The organism is Gordonia sp. DT30 (assembly GCF_049844915.1).
GTDB lineage: Bacteria > Actinomycetota > Actinomycetes > Mycobacteriales > Mycobacteriaceae > Gordonia.
On sequence record NZ_JBNCLY010000018.1, the window covers coordinates 26,206 to 49,492 of the forward strand.

At 66.9% G+C, this 23,287-nt stretch carries 24 protein-coding genes and 3 tRNA genes; 9 read left to right on the forward strand and 18 right to left on the reverse strand.

Annotated elements, in window-relative coordinates; translation table 11 throughout:
- Nucleotides 1–3 precede the first annotated feature (3 nt).
- Entirely contained in the window at nt 4–1,614 is a 1,611-nt protein-coding gene (locus ACLQ3C_RS16155; protein ID WP_425706103.1) for an NADH-quinone oxidoreductase subunit M, read from the forward strand.
- 11 nt (nt 1,615–1,625) lie between these two features.
- A complete protein-coding gene (gene nuoN, locus ACLQ3C_RS16160) occupies nt 1,626–3,350 on the forward strand; it encodes an NADH-quinone oxidoreductase subunit NuoN (RefSeq protein WP_425706104.1) in 1,725 nt (574 codons plus the stop codon).
- Nucleotide 3,351: 1 nt separating this feature from the next.
- Here the strand turns inward: nuoN and ACLQ3C_RS16165 are convergent, their stop codons facing one another.
- The gene (locus ACLQ3C_RS16165; RefSeq protein ID WP_425706105.1) at nt 3,352–4,179 is read right to left on the reverse strand and encodes a DUF4234 domain-containing protein; all 828 of its coding nucleotides are present in this window, start codon (nt 4,177–4,179) and stop codon (nt 3,352–3,354) included.
- 269 nt (nt 4,180–4,448) lie between these two features.
- Between ACLQ3C_RS16165 and ACLQ3C_RS16170 the strand changes: the two genes are divergently transcribed.
- Nucleotides 4,449–5,549 carry a Fic family protein gene (locus ACLQ3C_RS16170; protein WP_425706106.1) on the forward strand — a complete coding sequence of 367 codons (1,101 nt, stop codon included), beginning with the start codon at nt 4,449–4,451 and terminating at the stop codon, nt 5,547–5,549.
- Nucleotides 5,550–5,649: 100 nt separating this feature from the next.
- Here ACLQ3C_RS16170 and ACLQ3C_RS16175 read toward each other — a convergent pair.
- The 5 genes from ACLQ3C_RS16175 to ACLQ3C_RS16195 all read right to left on the reverse strand — a co-directional run bounded on the left by ACLQ3C_RS16175 (nt 5,650) and on the right by ACLQ3C_RS16195 (nt 7,609).
- Nucleotides 5,650–5,740 (reverse strand) — tRNA-Ser (locus ACLQ3C_RS16175).
- 65 nt (nt 5,741–5,805) lie between these two features.
- Nucleotides 5,806–6,015, reverse strand: a complete 210-nt coding sequence (locus ACLQ3C_RS16180) for a CsbD family protein (protein WP_425706107.1) — start codon at nt 6,013–6,015, stop codon at nt 5,806–5,808.
- 172 nt (nt 6,016–6,187) lie between these two features.
- On the reverse strand, nt 6,188–6,454 hold the full coding sequence (locus ACLQ3C_RS16185) for a hypothetical protein (protein ID WP_425706108.1): 267 nt from the start codon (nt 6,452–6,454) through the stop codon (nt 6,188–6,190).
- 124 nt (nt 6,455–6,578) lie between these two features.
- Nucleotides 6,579–7,016: a nucleoside deaminase gene (locus ACLQ3C_RS16190; protein ID WP_425706157.1), complete on the reverse strand. Its 438-nt coding sequence runs from the start codon at nt 7,014–7,016 to the stop codon at nt 6,579–6,581.
- Nucleotides 7,017–7,066: 50 nt separating this feature from the next.
- Complete coding sequence (locus tag ACLQ3C_RS16195) at nt 7,067–7,609, reverse strand: tRNA adenosine deaminase-associated protein (RefSeq protein ID WP_425706109.1); 543 nt, start codon at nt 7,607–7,609, stop codon at nt 7,067–7,069.
- A 91-nt stretch (nt 7,610–7,700) separates the two neighbouring features.
- On the opposite strand from ACLQ3C_RS16195, the gene ACLQ3C_RS16200 reads away from it, so the two are divergent.
- Nucleotides 7,701–8,654, forward strand: coding sequence for a prephenate dehydrogenase (locus ACLQ3C_RS16200; RefSeq protein WP_425706110.1), 954 nt, complete (start codon nt 7,701–7,703; stop codon nt 8,652–8,654).
- A gap of 6 nt (nt 8,655–8,660) precedes the next feature.
- Here ACLQ3C_RS16200 and ACLQ3C_RS16205 read toward each other — a convergent pair whose 3' ends face one another.
- The 3 genes from ACLQ3C_RS16205 to aqpZ form a co-directional block, all read right to left on the reverse strand.
- Nucleotides 8,661–9,275, reverse strand: a complete 615-nt coding sequence (locus ACLQ3C_RS16205; RefSeq protein ID WP_425706111.1) for a putative glycolipid-binding domain-containing protein — start codon at nt 9,273–9,275, stop codon at nt 8,661–8,663.
- A gap of 61 nt (nt 9,276–9,336) precedes the next feature.
- Nucleotides 9,337–10,140: a hypothetical protein gene (locus ACLQ3C_RS16210; protein WP_425706112.1), complete on the reverse strand. Its 804-nt coding sequence runs from the start codon at nt 10,138–10,140 to the stop codon at nt 9,337–9,339.
- A 148-nt stretch (nt 10,141–10,288) separates the two neighbouring features.
- Nucleotides 10,289–11,071: an aquaporin Z gene (aqpZ, locus tag ACLQ3C_RS16215; RefSeq protein WP_425706113.1), complete on the reverse strand. Its 783-nt coding sequence runs from the start codon at nt 11,069–11,071 to the stop codon at nt 10,289–10,291.
- Nucleotides 11,072–11,388: 317 nt separating this feature from the next.
- Between aqpZ and ACLQ3C_RS16220 the strand changes: the two genes are divergently transcribed.
- A complete protein-coding gene (locus ACLQ3C_RS16220; protein ID WP_425706114.1) occupies nt 11,389–12,321 on the forward strand; it encodes an SDR family oxidoreductase in 933 nt (310 codons plus the stop codon).
- A 4-nt stretch (nt 12,322–12,325) separates the two neighbouring features.
- On the opposite strand, the gene ACLQ3C_RS16225 is transcribed toward ACLQ3C_RS16220, so the two are convergent.
- The 4 genes from ACLQ3C_RS16225 to ACLQ3C_RS16240 form a co-directional block, all read right to left on the reverse strand.
- On the reverse strand, nt 12,326–13,102 hold the full coding sequence (locus tag ACLQ3C_RS16225; RefSeq protein WP_425706115.1) for a hypothetical protein: 777 nt from the start codon (nt 13,100–13,102) through the stop codon (nt 12,326–12,328).
- A gap of 8 nt (nt 13,103–13,110) precedes the next feature.
- Nucleotides 13,111–13,590, reverse strand: coding sequence for an NUDIX hydrolase (locus tag ACLQ3C_RS16230; RefSeq protein ID WP_425706116.1), 480 nt, complete (start codon nt 13,588–13,590; stop codon nt 13,111–13,113).
- A gap of 130 nt (nt 13,591–13,720) precedes the next feature.
- Nucleotides 13,721–13,793 (reverse strand) — tRNA-Arg (locus ACLQ3C_RS16235).
- Between the two features lie 75 nt (nt 13,794–13,868).
- Nucleotides 13,869–13,957 (reverse strand) — tRNA-Ser (locus tag ACLQ3C_RS16240).
- Nucleotides 13,958–14,110: 153 nt separating this feature from the next.
- On the opposite strand from ACLQ3C_RS16240, the gene hisC reads away from it, so the two are divergent.
- Nucleotides 14,111–15,190 carry a histidinol-phosphate transaminase gene (gene hisC, locus ACLQ3C_RS16245; protein ID WP_425706117.1) on the forward strand — a complete coding sequence of 360 codons (1,080 nt, stop codon included), beginning with the start codon at nt 14,111–14,113 and terminating at the stop codon, nt 15,188–15,190.
- 15 nt (nt 15,191–15,205) lie between these two features.
- Here the strand turns inward: hisC and ACLQ3C_RS16250 are convergent, their stop codons facing one another.
- The gene (locus ACLQ3C_RS16250) at nt 15,206–16,204 is read right to left on the reverse strand and encodes an alpha/beta hydrolase (protein ID WP_425706158.1); all 999 of its coding nucleotides are present in this window, start codon (nt 16,202–16,204) and stop codon (nt 15,206–15,208) included.
- 229 nt (nt 16,205–16,433) lie between these two features.
- Between ACLQ3C_RS16250 and ACLQ3C_RS16255 the strand changes: the two genes are divergently transcribed.
- On the forward strand, nt 16,434–16,898 hold the full coding sequence (locus ACLQ3C_RS16255) for an acyl-CoA thioesterase (RefSeq protein WP_425706159.1): 465 nt from the start codon (nt 16,434–16,436) through the stop codon (nt 16,896–16,898).
- Between the two features lie 23 nt (nt 16,899–16,921).
- Here ACLQ3C_RS16255 and ACLQ3C_RS16260 read toward each other — a convergent pair whose 3' ends face one another.
- Entirely contained in the window at nt 16,922–18,181 is a 1,260-nt protein-coding gene (locus tag ACLQ3C_RS16260; protein ID WP_425706118.1) for a hypothetical protein, read from the reverse strand.
- Nucleotides 18,182–18,268: 87 nt separating this feature from the next.
- Nucleotides 18,269–19,435 carry an acyltransferase family protein gene (locus ACLQ3C_RS16265; RefSeq protein WP_425706119.1) on the reverse strand — a complete coding sequence of 389 codons (1,167 nt, stop codon included), beginning with the start codon at nt 19,433–19,435 and terminating at the stop codon, nt 18,269–18,271.
- Between the two features lie 58 nt (nt 19,436–19,493).
- Here ACLQ3C_RS16265 and ACLQ3C_RS16270 point away from each other — a divergent pair, with 58 nt between their 5' ends.
- Entirely contained in the window at nt 19,494–20,621 is a 1,128-nt protein-coding gene (locus ACLQ3C_RS16270) for a magnesium transporter CorA family protein (RefSeq protein ID WP_425706120.1), read from the forward strand.
- Nucleotides 20,622–20,647: 26 nt separating this feature from the next.
- Here the strand turns inward: ACLQ3C_RS16270 and ACLQ3C_RS16275 are convergent, their stop codons facing one another.
- Both ACLQ3C_RS16275 and ACLQ3C_RS16280 read right to left on the reverse strand, forming a co-directional pair.
- On the reverse strand, nt 20,648–21,970 hold the full coding sequence (locus ACLQ3C_RS16275) for an NAD(P)/FAD-dependent oxidoreductase (RefSeq protein ID WP_425706121.1): 1,323 nt from the start codon (nt 21,968–21,970) through the stop codon (nt 20,648–20,650).
- A gap of 41 nt (nt 21,971–22,011) precedes the next feature.
- Complete coding sequence (locus ACLQ3C_RS16280; RefSeq protein ID WP_425706122.1) at nt 22,012–22,323, reverse strand: hypothetical protein; 312 nt, start codon at nt 22,321–22,323, stop codon at nt 22,012–22,014.
- Between the two features lie 199 nt (nt 22,324–22,522).
- Between ACLQ3C_RS16280 and ACLQ3C_RS16285 the strand changes: the two genes are divergently transcribed.
- Entirely contained in the window at nt 22,523–23,191 is a 669-nt protein-coding gene (locus tag ACLQ3C_RS16285; RefSeq protein ID WP_425706123.1) for an NADPH-dependent F420 reductase, read from the forward strand.
- The last annotated feature ends 96 nt before the right edge of the window (nt 23,192–23,287 follow it).

A 23,287-nucleotide genomic window follows, 5' to 3' on the forward strand; every position in this document is an offset into this window, starting at 1 on the left:
GCGATGGGCTGGTTGACGATCCTCTGGCTGGTCCCGGCGGTGGTGGCCGTCGGTGTGGTGGCGGTGCCGGCCTCGAGGCCCGAGATCGCCAAGTGGGCCGCGCTGCTCGGCACGCTGGCCACCCTGGCGGTCGCCATCGGGCTGGCGATCGGATTCGACCCCGACGGCGCGCGCTACCAGTTCGTGTCGGACGTCGCGTGGATTCCGTCGTTCGGCGCCCGTTACGAACTCGGCCTCGACGGCGTCGGTCTGATTTTGATCCTGTTGACCGCGGTCCTCCTGCCGATACTCGTCCTCGCCGGGTGGCGTGACGCCGATCATGCAGGTTCCCTGGATCATTCGGCGGGACGCCGCCAAAAGGGGCCGCACACCTACGTCGCATTGATGCTGGCACTCGAGGCGATGGTCCTGATAAGCTTCGTCGCCACCGATGTGCTGCTGTTCTACATCGTCTTCGAGGCGATGCTGATCCCGATGTACTTTCTGATCGGCGGATTCGGCAGCGGTGGCCATCAGGCAGCCGCGGCCGTGAAGTTCCTGCTGTACAACCTGTTCGGCGGCCTGCTCATGCTGGCAGCGGTCATCGGACTCTACGTGGTGACCGCGCGCTCGGACCTGGGCGCCGACGGCCGCGGAACCTTCAGCCTGCCGGCAATCACCGACGCCGGCGCCGGCGGACACCTCGCCGCGGGCACCGGTGTCGAAGCATTGCTGTTCGGCGGCTTCATGATCGCCTTCGCCATCAAGGCGCCACTGTGGCCGTTCCACTCGTGGTTGCCGGATTCGGCGGTGGCGGCCACTCCCGCGTCGGCGGTGCTCATGATGGCCGTCGTCGACAAGGTCGGGACGTTCGCGATGCTGCGGTTCTGTCTGCAGCTGTTTCCCGACGCGTCGAAAACCTTTGCACCGCTGATCATCGCGCTGTCGGTGGTCGGCATCGTCTACGGTGCGATCCTGGCCATCGCGCAGACCGACATGATGCGCCTCATCGCATACACGTCGATCTCGCACTTCGGTTTCATCATCCTCGGCGTGTTCGCGATGACCACCCAGTCGCAGAGCGGCGCCACGCTGTACATGGTCAATCACGGCATCTCTACGGCTGCGTTGTTCCTGATCGCCGGCTTCCTCGTGTCGCGGCGGGGTAGCCGTCTCATCGCGGACTACGGCGGCGTCGCCAAGGTCGCGCCCGTCCTCGCCGGCACCTTCCTGGTGGCCGGTCTCGCGACCCTGTCGCTACCCGGCCTCGCACCGTTCATCAGTGAATTCCTGGTTCTCATCGGTACTTTCACCCGATACCCGGCCGCGGCGATCGCCGCCTCGAGTGCACTGGTGCTCTCGGCGATCTACGTCCTGTGGCTCTACCAGCGCATGATGGGCGGTCCCCCCAAACCTGTCGAAGGTCCGGGCGCCGCCCGCAAGACCATGCCCGATCTTCATCGACGGGAACGTCTCGTCGTCGCCCCACTGCTGGCCCTGCTACTGGTGTTCGGGTTCTTCCCGCAGCCCCTGCTGAATCTGATCACTCCCACGATCGCGCACACGATGTCGTCGGTGGGCCGAGACAATCCGGCGCCCACGGTGTCGATCCCGAATCCCGGAGGCCCCAGGTGATCACCACTGCGATGTCTGCCATCAGCCCACCCGACGTCGAATACTCGCTTCTTGCACCGATGTTGATCGTCTTCGGTGCCGGCGTGGTCGGGGTGGTGGTGGAGGCGTGCGCGCCGCGTGCCGGACGGTGGCGCGTCCAATTGGTGCTGTCGCTCACGGGATTGGCGGCCGCGCTGGCGGCGGTCATCATGCTCGCCGTCAACATCACCGACAACGGCGGCCGGGGCCGCACAGCCGTCTCGGGGTCGGTGGTCCTCGATCGGCCGGCACTGTTCCTGCAAGGGCTCTTGTTGGTCATTTCGATTCTCGCCGTGGCGTTCATGGCCGAACGTGGTCTCGAGCGCGTCGTCGCACCGTCGACCCGCCGGGCGCCGCACCGGACCGCCGGACCGGTCGGGGGGCGGCGGATCAGCGACGGTCCCGGTGCGGCCGCACAGGCCACCCTCGCGGGCGCGCCCGCCGACATGTTCACGCCCTCGGGCGCGAGCACCCCGAATTCCGATGACGAGTTCGTCGCGACCCGGGCGGGTGCGGTGAGCACCGAGGTCTTCCCGCTGACCTTGCTCGCGATCGGCGGCATGATGCTGTTCGTCGCCTGCGGTGACCTGCTCACCATGTTCATCGCGCTCGAGGTGTTCTCGCTGCCGCTGTATCTGCTGTGCGCGCTCGCGCGGCGCCGCCGGTTGCTCTCGCAGGAGGCGTCGCTCAAATACTTTCTGCTCGGCGCGTTCTCGTCGGCGTTCTTCTTGTTCGGCGCGGCGTTCGTCTACGGCGGCACCGGGTCGCTGGATCTGCGCGCGATCGGCTCGGCCGTCGACCGGGCGGCGGCCGGCTCCACCGGCGACGTCGTACTGCCGTTGATGGGACTGGGGTTGCTGGCGGTCGGCCTACTGTTCAAGATCGGTGCGGTGCCGTTCCATTCGTGGGTGCCCGATGTGTATCAGGGGGCACCCACGCCGGTCACCGCCTTCATGGCGGCCGCCACCAAGATCGCCGCATTCGGTGCGCTGCTGCGCGTGTTCTCCGTGAGCTTCGGAGCGCTCGCCGACGAGTGGAAGCCGGTGCTGTGGGCGGTGGCGATCGCGACGATGCTCGTCGGTGCGGTGATGGCCGTGACGCAGACCGATGTCAAACGGCTGCTTGCCTATTCGTCGATCACCCACACGGGGTTCATTCTGCTCGGACTGATCGCCTTCGATGCGGCCGGGGTGAGTGCGGCCTTGTTCTACCTTGCCGCATATGCGTTCTCGACGTTCGGTGCCTTCGCGACGGTGGCCGTGGTGCGCGAGCCGGCCGCATTCGCCGGGTCACGCGGCGGGGTGTCGGGTCCGCACCTGTCGGGCCGCGAGGCGACCGGACTGGATCAGTGGGCGGGATTGGGTCGCCGCTATCCGCTTGTCGGAGCGATGTTCTCGATGTTCTTGCTGGCATTCGCCGGAATCCCGCTGACGAGCGGGTTCATCGCAAAATTCGCGGTGTTCGCGGCGGTTGCGGGCAGCGGCGGGACCGTCCTGGTGGTCATCGGCGTGCTCAGCAGCGCCATCGCCGCCTACTTCTACATCCGCATCATCGTCACGATGTTCTTCGCCGACGTCCCCGTCGACGCGCCACATGTGGTGCGGCCCAGCGCGTTGACGACCATACCGATCGCCTTGTGCGCGCTGGTCACCCTTGTGCTCGGATTCTTCCCGCAGCCTCTGCTCGACCTCGTCGGGGCCGCAGGCTCGTTTCTCTGAGTCAGACGAACAGCGGCACGGTCGTCCCGTGTTCGACACCGTAGGCGTCGACGATCTTGTTCAGTTCGCCCTGCATGTAGAAGGTGTGCAAGCCGAACACGAATCCGAGTAGCCAGCACAGCGTCGGGTTACAGGTTTCCGGGAGGCCGGCGCTGCGTTGCGCCTCGCGAATGCGCTTGCCGGTGTTGTGGAAGCTGATGATGGGCGCGACGACCGTCCAGCTGAGCAACAGGACGACGAGCAGCGGGCCGACGGCCGAGATCTCCTTGCGCCGGTCGAATGCGGCGAGTTCCTTGTGGATCTTGTAGTACCACACCAGCGAGTAGATCCCGAGGGTGATCAGCGGCAGTCCCAGCCACACGGCCAGCGGATTGCGCTTCTTCATCTGCTGGCCGTCGGCGACAGGTCGCCGGCCACCCGGCACGGGCGCTTGATCGGACGGAAACGACTGTCCGGGAACGGGTCCCGATCCGAGCGGGGGCGGTGTGAACTGTTGGGGTGCCGGCTGGGCGGCGGGTGGACCCGGTGGGATGTGGGCGACGGGAGGCACCGCCGCAGCCGCACGTTCTCCCTGAGCCGGCGGATGACCCTGCGGCCCTCGCGCCGCCGGCGGTGTCGGTGCCGCGCCGGTCGGGATCGTCGGCCGGGTGTGCACCCGTGTCGGGGCGGACGACGGGGTCGGCGGTGCCGGCTGGAACTGTCCCGGGCCGCCATCAGGTCCGGAGGCGCGGCCCGGCGCGGGCGGCGGCTGCGTCGGATGGTGCGTCGTGGGAGCCTGCGAGGGCAGCGGCCGGCCCTGGTCGCCGTCGGGGTTCTGCGGTGTGGTCATGTGGCCAATGTTCGGCCATGTGCTGTCGGCGGTCCAGCGCATTCACCCATTCGACGGACCCAGGCAACATCCGCCGATCGCTGCACAGGAAGAGAGAGGTGTGGCGGAAACGCCGTCAGCTCTGTCTCTCGAGGTTGCGCTGTCGCTGGGCGGCTCAACCCCAATCGACGGGTGGACACCCGTCAAGTTTCTTCGCACATACTCCGGACGTGTAAAAAATCCGAGAAAAATTTCACACGAAACGCGAGATTGTCAGTAGCCTCGGCGACATGACCTGGGAACCCGACAAGCCATACAACTCATTGCCGCCACCGCCTGACGCGGACATGCTCGAGAGCAGGGCTGTCCTCAAGGCTGCGATCGGCGCAAGCACCGCTCTCGCCAAACTGGACCAGGCCGCAGTTTCGATGCGCAACCCCACGGTCCTGATCAATTCGATACCAGTCCTGGAGGCACAGGCCAGTTCTGAGATCGAGAACATCGTGACCACGACCGATGAGCTGTTTCGCCATATTGACGACGATGCCGCGGCCGCCGACCCGGCCACGCGGGAAACTCTGCGCTACCGCACCGCGCTGCGAGCGGGGTTCGCGCTGACCCAAGAGCGTGGTCTCACTGCCTCAACCGCGTCTGCGGTGTGCAGCACAATCAAGGCTCGCGAGATGAGGTTCCGCGCCATTCCGGGAACGAGGATCGCGAACCCCGGGACCGGCGAAGTCATCTACAGTCCCCCGGAAGGCCGTGACCTGATCGCGGACAAGCTCACCGAGTGGGAGCGATTCGTCCACAACGACGTCGACAGCCTGAATCCCCTCGTGCGCATGGCCGCAGCCCACTACCAGTTCGAAGCGATCCATCCGTACTCAGACGGCAACGGCCGGACCGGAAGAATCCTGAACGTGTTGATGCTGGTCGAGGCGGGACTACTGCGGATGCCCGTCCTGTATCTGTCGCGCTACCTCATCGACACGAAGAACGAGTACTACCGACTTCTTCTTGCGGTGACGTCCGAGCAGGCTTGGGAAGAGTGGCTGCTGTATATCTTGGCGGGCATCGAGAGCACCTCACTCACGACACTGCACAAGATCGACGCCATCCATGAGCTACAAGACAGCTTCGGGCAACGCTCCCGCGCAGTGTCCAGGGGTGCAGCGCACTCCGAGTTCCAGTCACTCCTGTTCGAGCAGCCCTACTGTCGGATCAACACCGTAGTCGAGCGATGCGACGTGTCCCGACCGACCGCCACCAGTTGGCTCAGCGCGCTGGTCGACGCCGGTCTCCTCCAAGACGTCAAAATTGGGCGTGAACGCCTTTTCATCAACCGCCGGTTCCTAGAGCTCTTGGCTCGCGCGGAGCCTCCGCAGACGTAGAAAAGACTCGCGACATCCGCGGAACGCGACAAGAAGCAGGTGAAAAGGCCTCGGTGAAAACGGAAACACCCTCCCACCTGCATAGATGGAAGGGTGTTTCTGGCGGTGGCGGAGGGATTTGAACCCTCGGTACGGGGTTACCGCACACAGCATTTCGAGTGCTGCACCTTCGGCCGCTCGGACACGCCACCGCCGAAGACTGTACCGCAGCGCCCCGACCAGCCTTAAATCGGCTGGTCAGGGGCTACGGGCGGGGTCAGTTGCCGCTGAGCTTGTTCTTGATGTCGTCGACCTTGCCCTTGACGGCGTCGGCCGCATCGGAGATCTTCTGCTTGCCCTCGGCCTGGGACTGGTCGCCCTTGCCTTCGTTCTTGAGGTCGTCGTCGTTGGTCAGGCTGCCTGCGGCTTCCTTACCACGACCCTTGAGGTCCTCGGTCTTGTTCTTGGCGTCATCGGACAGTGCCATGTGGGCCTCCTCTGCCGGGTGCACGCACCGCGCGCACATTCAAGGCGATCGGATGATGCGACAGGCCTCGTCTCGACCCGCCGGATGGTGCGGGTTCGGCGCCACGGGGCGACGCCGACCTTCCGCGTGGGGTTGCCCCCGTCGTCCACCGTACCGATCGTTCAGGGCCTTGTCAGTGCTTCCACTTGCCCTTCAGCTCGTCGAATTTTCCCTTGGCGGTACCGAGTGCGCCCTGGACCTTCTCATTGTCGGCGAGTTCGGTCAGCTTCTCCTTTGCCGTACCGATGGCCTCGTTGACCTTGGGGTTCTCGGCGATCTCGCCGATCTTGCCCTTCGCGGTACCGAGTGCCTCGTTGACCTTCGGGTTCTCGGCGAATTCGCCGATCTTGCCCTTCGCCGTACCGATGACCTCGTTGACCTTGTCACTTGCGTCGGACATGACGTCCTCCTGATGTCGGGGTGATAGTCGGATCCGTCCGAATCCCTTGTGCTCAATCTGCCACATACCAGCACCGGACGAGAGGTATCGAACGCGCATGCGCACAAAGGGTGCGCGCGCGGTATCAGCCGTCGCGCCGCACGGTGAAGAAGTCGACCATCAGCTCGCGGCATTGCGCCTCGAGGACCCCGCCACGCACCTGCGGCCGATGAGTCAGCCGCGGATCTCGAACGACATCCCAAAGTGAGCCGACCGCACCGGTTTTCGGCTCCCACGCCCCGAAGAGCAACGTCTCCGCCCGGGCCAGGCCGATCGCGCCCGCACACATGGTGCACGGTTCGACGGTGACCGCGATGGTGCAGCCGCCCAGCCGCCAACCGTCCCCGAAGGCTGCTGCCGCGGCCCGCAGCGCGAGGATCTCCGCATGTGCGGTGGGATCGGCATCGGCTTCACGCCGGTTCGCGGCGCGCGCGAGCTCGATGCCGGCCGGGTCGAAGACGACGGCCCCGATCGGCACGTCGTCATCACCGGAGAGCCTGGCGGCATCGAGTGCGGCGCGCATCATCGACTCCCACGCCTGGATCTGCGTGGCGCCGGCAGGAGTCGGGTCGGTCAATGTCCCAGTGCGTCGAGCACGCTGGAGAGCTCGTCGGCGAACCCGAGGCGGGCCGCGATCATCCCGATCTGCTCGTCGGCATAGAGGTCGGTGTCGCCGACGATGACGCCCATGACGGGTTCCGGTAGACCCAGATCCGACAGGATTGCCAGATCGCCCTCTTCCCACGGGTCGACGTCGTCGAGCTCATCGGGATCGATGTCGGGCACGTCGATGTCGAGGGCGTCGAGGACGTCGGCGGCGACGTCGTAGTCGATGCTCGCGGTGGCATCGGAGATGAGCATCCGCGCGCCGCCCGGGGCGGGCCGGATCACGATGAAGAACTCCTCGTCGATGTCGAGCAGTCCGAAGACCGCTCCCGCCGACCGCAGGTCACGCAGCTGACGTTCGGCCGCCTCGAGATCGGTGAGTGCGGCCGATTTGAGAGCGGTGACCTTCCACGCCGCGTCCTCGCGCACCACCGCGACCGCGAAACCCTCGACACCGTCGACGGCGTCCTTGCTGTTGGAACCCGATACTCCCGCGCCGGCACCTGCCATGCAGGTCACGGTAGCCCGTTCGGGCCGAACTGCCCAAGTCCGGCCGACGTCGTGATCCCGGACGCCGAGACGATGTGGAAATCTGGGACCTGTGACGGACACACACAAGACGCCGGTCTGCATTCTCGGCCTTGGCCTCATCGGCGGGTCGATGCTGCGGGCCCTGGACGCATCGGGGCGTCGAACCTTCGGATACAACCGGTCGGCCGCGACCGTCGAGGCGGCCGTCGAGGCCGGCCATGACGCGTCCACCGACATCACCGCAACGTTGCGCCGCGCGTCGGACACCGGCGCGATGATCGTCCTCGCCACCCCGGTGACCACGATCGAACCGATCGTGTCGGCAATCGCCGAGCATGCGCCGGATTGCCTACTCACCGATGTCATCAGCGTGAAAGTGCCTGTCGCCGAGACCATCCGGCGGCTGTTCCCCGACGCGCGGTACGTCGGCGGACATCCGATGGCCGGCACCAGCCGGTCGGGGTGGGAAGCCACCGACCCGCAGCTGTTCACCGGCGCGATGTGGATGGTGACCACCGAGGACACCACCGACGCCGACGACTGGCGGCAGGTGGCCGAGCTGGCACTCACCCTCGGGGCCGCGGTGGTTCCGGCCGCCCCCGACGCCCATGACCGCGCAGTGGCCGCGATCTCGCATGTGCCGCACCTGACCGCGGCCGCGACCGCCGCGGTCGGCGCCGCGGAGAGCGACCTGGCCCTCCGGCTGGCTGCGGGCAGTTTCCGCGACGGCACCCGCGTCGCCGGCACCGCACCGGAGCTGCAACGAGCGATGATCGAGGCCAACAGCATCGCGGTACTCAACGCCCTCAGCGAGATCATCGACCGGCTGACCGCGGCCCGCGACGAGCTACGGGATCACGGCACGGTCGCGGTGCTCATCGACGATGGGTACCGCGCCCGGCTCGCCTACGAGGCGATGGCCGACGCCTCACGCGAGACGATCACCGGGACCGCGCCCGGTGAGCCCGGCTGGCAGCAGGAGATGCGACGGCAGGCCCATCACGGCGCCGTGTGGCTTGGGTGAACTCGGTCAGACGCGCGTGGCCAGACCCGGGTAGTCGATGACGAAACCGCTGTCGTCGACGGCCAGGGTCGTCTTCGCCACCGGCGAGGACACCCCGATGCCGTCCGGACCGGGCGTGTACTGCAGCGTTGCCGGTTCGACGGTGCCGGTCGGCAGATAGATGTAGACCACCGGCACCTCGACCGGATCGGCGGCGTCGGCGAGGTGCAGCCTGCGGATCGGCAGGGCGTTGAACATGGGTGACAGCGCGAGATCGACGTCCTCGGCGCCGCCGAAATCACCTTGTACGGTCTCGCCGCCGGCCTGGACCAGCCAATTGCCCTCCACGTCGCGGGAGATACCCAGCTGGGTTTCGCCGCCCACCTGGACGAGGTGGATCGACAGCCGCTTGGTGACGCCGACATCATTGGTGATCAGCTCATAGGATGCGGAGAATGCGTCGTGGTCGGCGGTGGCTGCGGCGATGATGCGGCCGTAGGCCTTCACCCGCGCGCCTTGCACGTTGAGGCGGACCTGCTCGAGACGTTCGGTGCCGACGCCGCGCCACGTGATCACGGTCTTGAACTCGGTCGCGGCATCGGTATCGGCCGCGTGCCGAGGGGCTGCTTGGGGAGAACTCACACGTCTACGGTAGCTACCCGGATGCGACGACACACGTCGAGTACTGGAACCCGGCGGCGGATCAGGCGATGCACGTCGCGGTGCGCCGGGTCGAGGTCGCGTCGACGCTGTCGTCGGCCACCGGCCGCCCGGCCACGGTGATCGTGCATTTGGCCGCGGAACCGTCCCCGGCGACGACCAGAAGGCGCAGCGGGTTGCGGCCCGCGGTGAAGGTCACCGTCCAGTTCGGGCGCGGCGCGAAATCGGTCCGTACCCCGACGTCGTCGACGTAGAGGATGGTGCCGGTTCCGTCGATGTCGACCGTATAGGTGACCTGCGCGCCCGGCGGGGCCGTCGACCCGCCCGGCGGTTGCTGCGGGCCGGTTCCCGGTAGTGACGGCTGGGTGGGCAGGACCGGAATCGAGTAGGTGTCGGTGGGCTGCGCCGTCGGCAGCGTCACCGTCGGTGTCTCCTCACGAAATGACCGGACGCCGAAGATGATCAGGCCCACGATCACCAGTCCCACGATGGTGAACGCGCCGATCGTGGCACCGGGCCCGGGTTCCACACCGCGACGACGCCGGCGTCGGCCCGCGGGCGGTCCGTCGCCGGGCCCACCGGAGCCGGGCCCTGCTCCGACCTGCCCGGGTCCCGGTTGCCCAGGTCCCGGTTGCCCAAATCCCGGCTGACCGGGCAACGGTCCGGTCACCGCAGATCCAGGGCCGGCGCGTCGAGTCGTCGCCGTCAGGTCGGCGGGCGCGTAGCGGGGGAGTCCACCTTCGGAGTAGCCCAATGGGGGATAGTCGCCCGGCAACAACGGCGTGCGGTAGTCGTCACCGGGTGGACCGCCACCAGCATCGGGCCGATGCCCGGTCGGCTGTCCCATGTCGCCACTCCCGATCCATGCCGGGCGGCCGGTCTGGCGCACCCGTGTCCAACACGTGCACTCTCGACCTTACGGACCGTCCACCGAGCGCTCGTCGGACTGTCGGTACCGGCGTCGGGGCGGCGAGAACCGGCCGGTGGAGACCAGATCAGGCGACGGGAGCCTCCTCCGGTTCCGGCGACGACGACCCGTACTTGAACTTCCCGTCCTCGAAGAACAGCGGATAGACCAGGCCGCCGATGAGGCCGCCGACCAACGGCGCCACCCAGAACGCCCAGAGTTGGGCGGGAGCGCCGTCGCCGTTGAAGAACGCGACCGCCGTCGAGCGCGCGGGGTTGACCGACGTGTTCGAGATCGGGATGGAGATGAGATGGATGAGAGTCAGACTCAAGCCGATCGCCAACGGCCCGAAGCCCTTTGGTGAGCGGCCGTCGGTGGCGCCGAGCACGACGATGAGGAAGAACGCGGTGAGCAGGATCTCGGTGATGAGCACCGCGGCCAGTGTGTAGTGACTCGGGCTGTGCTCGCCGTATCCGTTGGCGGCCATGTTGCCGGTGCGATGCCAGCCCGGTTTGCCCTGCCCTATCCCCCAGATCGCGAGGCCGGCGAGCAGACCGCCGGCGACCTGGGCGATCCAGTAGCCCGGCAGGTCTTTCCATTCGAGGCGACCGCTCACCGCGGCACCCAGACTGATCGCCGGATTGAAGTGCGCCCCGGAGATGTGCGCCAGGGCGTAGGCCATGGTGACGACGGTCAGACCGAACGCCAGCGCAACGCCGAGATAGCCGACGCCGATCTGGACGAGCGTCCCCTTGTCATCGCCTTCGGCAACCTGCTTGGCAGCGAAGACCGCGGTACCGCAGCCGCCGAGAACGAGCCAGAACGTGCCGAAGAACTCGGCCACGTATTTCGTGAACGGAGCAGGAATCATGACAACCTTTCAGAGTCTCGTCAGCACACAAGTAACCTGAGCACCTCTTGCCCCAGTAGTTGACACCTGTTTCGCCGGGTTTCGTAACCCGGCTCACTAAACGGTGACCGGGTCGAGACGCGATGGTGATGCAACCCCGCCGTCGGCCGTGGCGAACTCCGGCCGAAAAGTTGGTGTCCGACACTCTTCCGCAGCCGCGGACAGGTCATCCACGGACCGCCAGGCCGTGGTTGAACCGCGCGGCATCGGGAACAGTTGGGGTCACGCGGCGTCCGGCACCCGGACACCCACCCAGGACACCCGACCAGGGAGACGACATGGCACCCACCACCTACGAAGTACCTCTCGGCGATCTCACCGGCACACGTGCCGTCGTCACCGGCGCGAGTGACGGCATCGGCCTGCGGATCGCCACGGCACTGGCCGGTGCGGGTGCCGAAGTGATTGCCCCGGTGCGCAATTCACGCAAAGGACAGGCCGCCGCCGATCAGATCCGGGCCCTGCATCCCGAGGCAAAGGTCCAGTTGCGTGAGCTGGACCTGTCATCGCTGGCCGCGGTCGCCGACCTCGGCGCACAACTGCGCGCGGAGGGAGCCCCGATCCACCTGTTGATCAACAACGCCGGCCTGATGACGCCGCCCGAACGGGGCGTGACCACCGACGGCTTCGAGGTGCAGTTCGGCACCAATCACCTCGGCCACTTCGCGCTGACCGGCGCGCTCCTGCCGCTGCTGCGGGCCGGCCGGGCCCACGTGGTCACCCAGACCAGCATCGCCGCCCGCCGCGGCACGATCAACTTCGACGACCTGAACTGGGAACGCTCCTACGACGCGATGCGCGCCTACCGGCAGTCGAAGATCGCGTGTGGACTCTTCGGTCTGGAACTCGACCGGCGCAGCCGCGCTGCCGGGTGGGCAATCACCGCCACCATCTCCCACCCCGGCGTCGCACCGTCGAATCTGCTGGCCGCCCGGCCGGAGGTGGGCCGCGCGGCCGACACCGCCCAGGTCCGGGTGATCCGGCGGTTGTCGAAGCTCGGAATCCTCGTCGGCACCGTCGACAGCGCCGGGCTGCCCGCCCTGATGGCGGCGACCTCGGGCACCGGCGGCGAATTCTATGGGCCGCAGTGGCCTGGCAGCGCAGGAGGACCTCCCGGACGCCAGAAGCTCTGGAAACCGTTGCGTGACAACGACACTGCGGCGCGGCTGTGGTCGGTCTCGGCGGAGCTGACCGGAGTCGGCTACCTGTGAGAACTCAGGGCCGGTAGGCGAGCTCCTGGTTCGAGCGCAGAACCACCCGCTCCCCCATGGGCGTCCGTTCGATGAGCGGGATGTCGGCGCGGCCGGACTGGTTCAGTGCCCAGTGCAGTCGGTCGAGGTCGAAGGAGCGCTGCGTCACCACGACGCGGTAGGGGAGGTCGGTGAGCAGTTCACCCTTGCGGGTCTTCAGGCTGCTCGTCCCCGTCGGCCCGTTCGACCGGACGCCGATCTCGATGGTGCCCGGCTTGGATCCGGCGGTGAAGACCACCGCGCCGACACTCGTCCACGGCACCCGCGTCTGACGGACCATCAGCGTGAAGGCATTGCCCGTGAACCGGTTGCTGACGGTGAGGTACCTCGTCGGCACCGCGATGAGACCGACGATCAGCAGCCACCGGTTGACCGACTCCAACGGTGACCCGTCGCCGCCGATGGTTTCGAGCACGAACGCGACCACGGCCCACACCGCCAGGAACGCCGCGACGGCGCCGACGAGGACCAGCGGCCCGAACGGAATACCGATTCGGTAGCGAACGCCCGACATGATGTGCCGCGACCAAACCGTGGCACCCGCGCAGATCACCCCGGCGATGAGCAGCGCGATCCAAGCGGGTCGTGCAGTGATGTCGTCGACGAGATATCCGAGGGCGACCGCCGCGGCCAACCCCGCGATCAGCGTGAAGAACAACACGAACTTGCCGCGTTGCATCGCCTTCCCTGCGGTCTGCACCGCGTAGTCGTGGGTTACCGGGGTCAGCGAGTAGCCGGGCATGGACGACATCATGACCGGTCGGCGCGGTGTCGCCCAAGCCGGGGCGATGAGTGTCCTTCGCCTGAAGGACCCCGGGGCAACATCGGAAACACCTCCTGCACCAGTAGCGGCGCGAGGTCGGCAGGCAACGGCGAACCGTCGAGCGGCTGCCAGCGCAGTTCGGCGATCTCCGCTGCCGCGACGATGCCGCTCGTGGCCCGATCAATGGCGCCGGGCCACACGAAGACCGCCGCTTCGACGTCGAATCCGTCCTCGTTTGCGGCTGCGGAGCGGTGCACACCGTAATCCTGCAGCGCCGCACCGTCGAGGTGTAGCCGTAGTTCCTCGGCGCACTCGCGAACGGCCGTCTGCAGCGGCGTCTCCCCCGGCTCGGGTTTGCCGCCAGGAAACATGAAGCGGTCGGTGTCCCGTTTACGGACGGTCAGGACTGCTCCGGTGGCGTCGCGCAGCACGACCGCGCTGACACGGATCACGAACGGAACAGTCATTCGGCGGAGTCTACCGAGATGCGATGTCTACCGGGGTGCGGTGCACCGGTCGGGTTGGGTGCGGCGGCGCGAGCGGCGGAAACGAAGAAACGCAGGCCGGATAACATATCCAGAACTGCGTTCTCACCTGTGCGCCCGAAGGGATTCGAACCCCTAACCTTCTGATCCGTAGTCAGATGCTCTATCCGTTGAGCTACGGGCGCGTGCATGTTCAGTTGTCGTGCTGTTCAGTAGTCATGCTCTTCAGTTGTCACCGCGGTCGGCGCGACTGCGGTCGGCGGAGGCGAGAGGATTTGAACCTCCGGTCCCGTTTTAGCGAGACAACTCATTAGCAGTGAGTCCCATTCGGCCGCTCTGGCACGCCTCCTAGCGGAGTCCTTTCGAACTGCCGAAGCGAAAGATTACACACCGGCCGCCCACGGAAGCAAACCGCGCGGTCACCGTCCCGCAGCGGTTGTCGGATGAGTCGCCGAGCGGACCATCCGACAACCTCTGCGCGGCCGGGACCTACAGTTGACGGGTGAGCTTCCGCATCCGCCCAGACCTCGACGACCTGCCCGTCTACGTGCCCGGCAAGACGTTTCCGGACGCGATCAAACTCGCCAGCAACGAGGTCACCCACCCGCCGCTCCCGTCGGTTCTCAAGGCGATCACGGCGGCGGCGGCCGGGGTGAACCGTTACCCCGACAACGGGATGGTCGAGTTGACCGACACCTTGGCCAAGGAGCTCGGCGTCGGTCGCGAGGAGATCCAGGTCGGGTGCGGGTCGGTGATCCTGTGCCAGAACCTGATCCTGGTGACCTGCCGCCCCGGCGACGAGGTGGTCTTCGGGTGGCGCTCCTTCGAGACGTACCCACTGGCGACCCGACTCGTCGGTGCGACAGCGGTGCAGGTGCCCCTGACCGGTGACGACGTCTACGACCTGGCGGCGATGGCCGATGCCGTCACCGACCGGACCCGGCTGATCTTCGTCTGCAATCCCAACAACCCGACCGGGACCGTGGTCACGGCGGCCGATCTGCGTGAGTTCCTGAACGCCGTTCCCGACGACGTCGTCGTCGCCCTCGACGAGGCCTACATCGAATACGCACGCTTCGACGACGAGCACGCCTACGACGCGCTCGAACTGCGCCGGGAGTTCCCGAATCTGGTGACGCTGCGGACGTTTTCGAAGGCATACGGCCTGGCCGGTCTGCGCGTCGGCTATGCGATCGCCGATCCGGAGATCATCACCGCGCTCGGCAAGGCCCATGTGCCGTTCTCGGTCAACAGCGTCGCCCAGGCGGCGGCCCTTGCATGTCTGGCGGCCCGCGACGAGTTGCTCGCGCGCACCGACGCGGTGGTGGCCGAACGGCGCCGCGTCACCGAACATCTCCGTGCCGCCGGTTACCGGGTCCCCGACTCACAGGCCAACTTCGTGTGGCTCGACCTCGCCGAGCGGTCCCTGGAATTCGCGCAGGCCGGCGTCGACGCCGGAGTCGTCGTGCGCCCGTTCGCCGACGACGGGGTACGGGTGACCGTCACCCACGCCGACGAGAACGATCGCTTCCTGGCCTTCGCGCGTGAATGGCAGCAGGCGCGGGAGCCCCACACGAACTGAACCGACGGCGGCCGATCACGAATACAGGTGCCGGGAAACCGTCTTCCACGCAGCGGGCAGATCCCGCTCCCAGTAGGCCCAGGTGTGCGTGCCGATCAACCGGAACCCGTCGGTGTAGGCGATGTCGTGAGCCCGCATCTGCACCGCGAACTCCAACGAGCAGCGGTAGGCGCCTGCCTCCAGCGCCGACGACGACGCGGTGACCGCGGCCGGTGGTCCCTCGTCGGGTTGGATCTTGCGCGTCAGATCGAGCGGCCCGATCGCGCCCGACCCGGCGGAGATGAAGATGTCCTTGCCGCGCAATGCGTCGAGATGGAAACCGGGATCGTGCGATTGCCAGCCCGCGGACCCGAACGGACCCCACATGTTGGTGGCGTCGCCGCCGTCCCGACCGACCGTGGTGCGCACATACGCCTCGTTGGCCGGGCCGGAGACCGGCGGGCAGCCACTCAGTGACGCCAGCCCCGAATAGAGTTCCGGATGCCGGATGGTCAGCGCGAACGCCGCCTGCCCACCCATCGACAGTCCGACGACCGCGTTGCGGCCGTTGCCGTGGAAGGTCGAGTCGATCAGCGGGGGCAGTTCCTTGGTGAGGAAGGTTTCCCACGTCGGCTTGCCGAGCTTGGGATCGGCGCGCTGCCAGTCGGTGTAGAAGCTGCCTGCGCCGCCGACCGGGAGGACGACGTTGACGTTCTTGTCGGCGAAGAACCGGCCCGCATGCCCTTTGGTGATCCAATCGCTGACGTCACCCTCGGCTCCGGCACCGTCGAGCAAGTAGATGGTCGGGCGGGGACCGCTCGACCCGGCAGGTGTCAACACATTCAACTTGATCCGCTGCTTCATCGACGGTGAGTCGACCCAGATGTCGGTGCGCAACTCGCCCAAGGGCTTCTTCGTCACGATGCGCGCCTCGACGCGGGGAGCGGCATCGGCAACCGCAGGGGCGAGAACACCCGCTGCGAGAGCGCCGACACCGAATACGGTCGCGATCGTTGCGGCCACACGTCTTACCATCATCTTCTGTCCCATCCCCCGTCACTGCACACCAGAAACAACATCACCGCTCAGAAACAACATCACCGCTCAGAAACAACATCACCGCTCGTCGGACCGCGTCGGCACTCCCCAATGCACAACAACAGTCTGCTGGTGGAAGACTACTCGCGGGTAACAAGACAGTGAAGAGCACGACTCCATTTCACAGACAGCATTCAGGAGCGGACGACACGTGGGTGCCTCGAACATCGGCCGGAGTACAGCAGACACCGCAGCTCAAAGCGGTCTCGGCGCGGGCGAATTCGCCTTTGCCGCCGACGTACCGGTGCGCTGGTCCGACATGGATGCCTTCGGTCACATCAACCATGCGCGCATGGTGACGCTGATGGAGGAAGCCCGCATCGCATGGCTGCTGTCGGCCGGCGAGGAATACGCCCCGCTGATCAAGAGTGCGATGATCGTCCACGTCGAGATCCGCTACCAGAGTCAACTCCGCCACGACGACTCGCCGGTGCATATCGGCATGTGGATCAAGGGTTTTCGTTCCGTCGACTTCACGATCGGATACGAGATCCGCGGCGCGGATGCTGCCGCGACGAGCAAACCCGCATGTGTGGCGAGCACCCAGATGGCCGTCGTCGACATCGAGGCGCACTCCCTACGCCGGCTGACCGGCACGGAGAAAGAGCATTTGCGGGCCTGGTCCCGTTGACCGAAACGCGGTGCGGCGATCGGTCACGACGGCTCGTACCTGGCCGGCAATTCCCGGGGTACCGCCGGCGACAGACGCGAAATGTTGCCTTGTAAGACATCTCGATAGATTCGCAGCTGCTCTTCCCCGCTGCGAACCTGCTCGGACAGCCGTTTCGCGTTGTCCATCGAGATCTCCCGATCACCCGAGCGCGCCACCAGTGCATCGATCCGATCGTCGATCGTCATGGCCTTGTTGTATTCGGCGAGGATGCGCAGTTCGGTCGCGGCCGACTCGACCACGTGCGCCACCTCCGACAGCGCCTGCACCCGATCGATCAGTTCCGACCACACCGGACGCAGCGTCGTCTCGCGCCGGTCGAGCTGCTCGGCGAAGGCCCGGTCGAAACCGCCGTTGCGTTTTGCCCGGTCCAGGTCGACGCGCACCGCGCGCAGCGCGATGACGTCGGTGGCGATCTCGGCGAGCTCGGAGTGCAGGTTCACCTGGGTGCGCTGGACGGCGAAGTGATCCGAACGCCACGCCGGATTCATCATGATCCGGTCGTAGTAGTGACCGGCGATGAACAGCAGTGCCTCGTATCCGTCGACGAAATTCGCCGACCCGGGCACCGCCGGGACCTGGGAATCGTGCGGGGTCGACGCCGAGATCTGACCGGCCCACTGCTCGACCTGCCGACTCCCCGACTTCGCCGCGACCTGACCGACGACGCCGGCAATACGTTCCACCGCAACGGTTCCGGCTCGGCGGACCGCTCGCATCGTGCCGACATTGGGCGTCGGGGTGCACAGCAACCCGGCGAACAGCCGCTCGCGCTCGTCCATCTCGAGGTAGACGTTCTCACGTCGTTCGCGGCGGATGGCGCGAGTGCTGCCGGCGAAGACACCTTTGCCGGTGACGATGGTCTTGTGCGCATCCTCACGACGGCGCACGAGCCCGTTCACCCGGTTGCGCATCATCGCGGCGAGGACGCCGGGCACCATCGGTCCCGACTGCTGTGCCTCGAGTTGAACGATCGCGCGCTGCAACCGGCGCATGTCCCCGAATCCGCCCGGCACCCTCGGCAGGGGCAGACCGGCCGAGACGCGACGGATGATGATGGCCCGTCCCGCCGGTGTCAGAAAGCCCGCGGCGACCAGAAGCGCGGCGACATCGGAGAGTTCCGGGCGTTCGCCCGGCACCGCCGAGCGATCGCACCACTGCCGGATCTCACCGCTGCCCGGTGCGCTGAAACGTGCGGCATCACCCCGGGATTCGCCGCCCCGGACTCTGTCATCGTCGATCATCTTCTCGCCTCTTCTGCCGCCCTGCCGTCATGCACCGATCGAGCACATACCCGTCGGGCACATATCCGTCGGGGTGCCGCATCCATGCTACCTGCGGGAACCGACCGTCCCGGGTGCCCGCGCACGCCACAGCGGCGAGGTCACGCGGTGTAGCGCCCACGCCAAGACGACGCTGACGGCTGCGGTCAGGACGAACGCGATGACGACGTTGCCGGTGAAGACGCGGTAACCGAGAACCGCCATCACCACCTCCAGAACGACGACGTGCACGCAAAACAGTTCATAGGAGATCTCGCCGACGAAGACCATCGGCCGGCTGCCGCACAGCCGCGCCCACCACGAGCTCTGGTCGGCGCCGGTCAGCGGGCCGACCACACCGACCGCGATCACCAGATACAGCACGTGTTTGACGATCGTCGCCGACGCGGTGGTCGGGGTGATCGTCGGTTCCCCGGCGAGCGCGCCACCGGCGACGACGAACGCCACCACCGCCGTGAGCACCCAGGTCGTGGCGTTCCAGCGCCGGATCACCGGGGCGCAGGCGGCGAGCAGCATTCCGCCGACGAACCATCCGAAGAAGGCGGGCGCCCAGAGCCGGGCCGTCGGATCGACCCCGGCGCTGCCCGCGACGATCACCGACCAGACGGGGCTGATCAGCAGCAACGGGACCAGTGCCGCAATGATCAGGTCGGGTCGCCAGCCGCCGGCGCGACCACCGAATCTGGCCACCCCGACGACCACGATCCAGGCGATCAGCGGCAGCACCAGGTAGAACACCGCCTCGGCGGCCAGGCTCCACATCTGGGTCAGCCCCGAGTGCAGGTGTCCCAGCCCGTACACCTGCGTCAGCGTCATGTTGCGCCAGAACCCCGACCACCCGGTCCCGGTCGGCGACACCTCTCCGGCCGGCGGGGCGATCGCGTAGAGCAGGTACACGCCGATGACGGTGATCCAGTAGACAGGCAGAACGCGGCGCGCACGGTGCCAGAAGTACCGGCCGATCGGCAGCGTCGTCGAGCCTTCCCCGGCATCTGCCGTTCGCCCTGACCCACGCTGCGCTGCGCGCACCCACGGTGAGAACAGCAGAAACCCGGAGAGCACAAAGAAGATGGCGACCCCGACCTCGAACCTCGCGAAGAGCCGGCCACCGTAGTCGTCGGTGTAGCGGCCGGTCCAGAATGCGGCGTGGGTCAGGCACACCGAGAGCGCGGCCACCGCGCGCACACCGGTGAGCGAGGGGACTCGGGACGCCATGGACCGATCCTGCCAGTCGCGCTGCCGTCGGAGTCCGGACAGGTGGCACGATGAAGCCATGGCGGGCACACCCTGGTCCGGGCACGGCGAGGTCGTCCGCGGGCAGATCTGGAAAGACGGGCACAAGGTCGACGGCTTCTCGCTCGAGAGCATCTCCGACCATCTCGACAGTCCCGACACCTTGATCTGGGCCGACCTCGACTGCCCGGCGCACGAGGATCTGGCCGCACTCGCCGAGGAACTCGATCTCGACAGCTTCGCCATCGAGGACACCATCGGCGCGGCCGAACGCGTGAAGACCGTCAACTACCGCGACTACAACTTCATGACGGTCTACGCGATCACCCCCACGAAGACCGGGGCCGGCTCCGACGCGGATGCCGGCGGGACACTGCCCGCCGGAGCCCGGGATTCCGGCCCGGACTCCGACACCGCCCCTCACGACAACGAACGCCTCGATCAGCACTCGCCGTTTTCCCACAAAGCCAAATCGTTTGTGCTCCATCGAATTTCGATTTTCGTCAAGAAGAACGCGCTGATCACGGTCCGCTTGACACCGGGATTCGACATCGACCAGGTGGTCGACCGGTGGGCGGAGATCGGCGGCGAGCAATACGGGATCGGCGCGTTGCTGCACGGTCTGCTCGACGTGGTGGTCGATGGTCACTTCGACGCGGTGCAGCGCCTCGACACCGACATCGAGGATCTCGAGGAGCTGCTGTTCGACGAGTCGGTCAGCGGACGAACGTTGCAGCGCAAGGCCTATGACCTCCGCAAGGATCTGGTGCTGCTGCGGCGGGTCGTCGTCCCGATGCGTGAGGTGATCGCCGGGATCCAACGGCGCCGCTACGAGAACGAGGCCCCGCCCGAGCTCGACCCGCACTTCTCCGACCTCTACGACCACGCGCTGCGCGCCGCCGAATGGACCGAATCGTTGCGGGACATGCTGACCACGGTGTTCGAGACCAACTTGTCGCTGGCCGACGCGCGCCTCAACACCGTGATGAAAAAGCTCACCGGTTGGGCCGCGATCATCGCCGTGCCCACCGCCATCACCGGCTTCTACGGACAGAACCTGCAGTTCCCGTTCTTCCAGACCACGGTCGGCTTCGCCATCAGCAGCACGGTGATCGTGGTCGCCATCGTCGCCCTGTACGTGATGTTCCGACGTCGCGACTGGCTCTGAGGCCACGGCCCGCCTGAGGAGTCCGGTCAGTACGACTGGCGCGCGGTCTGCGGATCCCCGTAGGTGATCGCACGCTCTCGGCGGGTGTCGGTCAGAAGCGTTGCCGCCCAGGTCACCAGCGTGCCGGTCCGGTTGCGGACCCCGGCGAGGAAAGCGATGTGGATGGCGCCCCACGCGAACCAGCCCAACCGTCCCGACAGTCGCAGCGGCCCGGTCTCGAGGATGGCGTTCTTTCGGGAGATGTATGCGGCACTGCCGAAATCGCGGTAGCGGAAGGCGGGTCGTTCGGTGCTGCCCTCGATCAACCCGGCGATCACCTCACCGGCATGACGGCCACCTTGCATCGCGACCTCCGCGACCCCCGGCAACTTCTTGTACGAGCTGATGTCACCGACGACGAAGATCTCGGGATGTCCGGGAACCGACAGGTCGTCGCCGACCGGGATGGTGCCGCCGCGATCCTGTTTCACGTCGAGTGCCTTGGCGAGCGCTCCCGCGAACGGAACGGCCTCCACACCGGTGGTCCACAACGTGGTCCGCGCCGGGAACCTGCGCACATGACCGGACTTCTTGTCCGTGATCTCGACGGTGTCTTCGGAGACGTCGGTGACGTGCACCCCGAAATACGTCTCGACCCCGAGGCGGTGCAGCGTCCGCAGTGCCTTCTTCGACAGCGACGGACTGAACGACGGCAGTACGCGGTCGTCACCTTGGAACAGCATCACCCGCGCCTCGTCGGGATCGATGCTGCGGAACTCCCGCTCGAGCGCATGATGCGCCAATTCGCGGATCTGACCGGCCAATTCGACGCCAGTGGGGCCGCCTCCGGCCACCGCGAAGCTCAACCACGGGCGCCGTTGCTCGGCGTCGGGCAGGGTTTCGGCCATCTCGAATGCGGCCATCACCTTGCGCCGGATCGCCAGCGCATCGTCGAGGGTCTTCATCCCGACGGTGTGCTCGGTCAGGTTCTCGTTGCCGTGATAGGAGGTGCGCATCCCGACCGCGACGACGAGGTAGTCGTAGTCGATCTCCGTCACCGTCGAGTCCAGGCGGGTGACCGTCACCTTCCGGGCCGTCGGGTCGATGTCGGTGGCCTCGGCGCAGCACACGTCGGCGTTGTCCTGGCGGCGCAGCAGATGCCGGATCGGGCTGCTGATCGAGCCTTCCGACAACAGGCCGGTGGCGCACTGGTACAGCAGCGGCTGGAACAGATGACTCGTCCCGCGGTCGATGACCGTCACCTTCGCGTCCGCGTGCCGCAGACGACGCGCCGCATGCATGCCGCCGAAGCCGGCACCGATGATGACCACGTGCGGCCGGTTATCCCGGCCGGTTTCGGACGCATCCATGACGCCGATTGTGGCAGAAACGACAGCGCGGCGAGCGCGCGTCAGCGTGTCGGCGGTGTCGCCGACGTCGCAGCCAGGGTCACCGCGCCGGTCACGGCGGTCACCGCGACCACCGATGGCCATCCGCCCATCTTCTTGGCCAGCGGGTGCGAGATCCCGAACGCGGCGAGATAGGTGCCGAGGAGTCCGGCGGCCACGGCGGGACCGCGGGAAGCAGCCCATTGCCGGGTCGAGTACACGCCGGCGGCGGTGAGGACCGCGCCCCCGAGTTCGCGCCGACCCGAGACGCGAAAGCTGCCATAGCCCCCGATCAGACCGACGACGACAGCGGGCACAGTGCGATCAATGGGCATGGGCGTCAGCCTAATACCGCGTGCGACACCCGCCGGACGCGCATATCCGATGCGGTTGCCCATTGCGGGCGCGGATGACTCGGGCGGCGGGCGAGATGATGAGGCCGGAATAGGCCTCGCCATGCGCGGCGTTGACGGGCACCGAACACCCAACAACGCAACCGCGGCCACGGTGTGACCACGGCACAGGAGGCATCGGATGCGAATCGGAATCATCGGAGCAGGTCACATCGGCGGGACGCTGACTCGTCGGCTTCGCGAACTCGGGCATGACGTGGCGGTGTCCAATTCACGTTCTCCGGAAACTCTCGCCGGTCTGGCGGCCGAGACCGGCGCGACTGCGGTGTGGGCCAAGGACGCCGCGCGTGACGCCGACCTGGTCATCGTGAGCATTCCGCAGAAGAACGTTCCGGACCTCGGCGACGGAATCGTCGATGGCCGCGCTCCGGGCGCACCAGTGATCGAGACGAACAACTACTATCCGCAGCAGCGTGACGGCGAGATCGCGGCCATCGAGGACGGCCTGCCCGAAAGTGCCTGGGTTGCCGAACTGATCGGGGCCCCGGTCTACAAGGTGTTCAACGGCATCTATTGGAAGCATCTCCTCGAGAGCGGAACTCCCGCCGGCTCTCCCGGCCGGATCGCACTTCCGATCGCCGGCGCCGACGGTCCCGGCCGCGAACGGGTGCACGCGATCGTTGATGAGCTCGGATTCGACCCCGTCGACGCCGGTTCGATCGACGAATCGTGGCGGCAACAGCCAGGAACCCCGGTGTACGGCAAAGACTTCGATGCCGATGCCACCCGCGCTGCACTTGCCCAGGCGACACCAGAACGCACGTCCGAGTGGTCTGCGCGAACGGTCTGACGTTCATCCAGACGACCATCTCCGCACGTCCCGGCCAGATCTCCGACATCTGGCCGGATTCGGTGCTCAACGCGAAACACGCACCGGCCGGGCGGC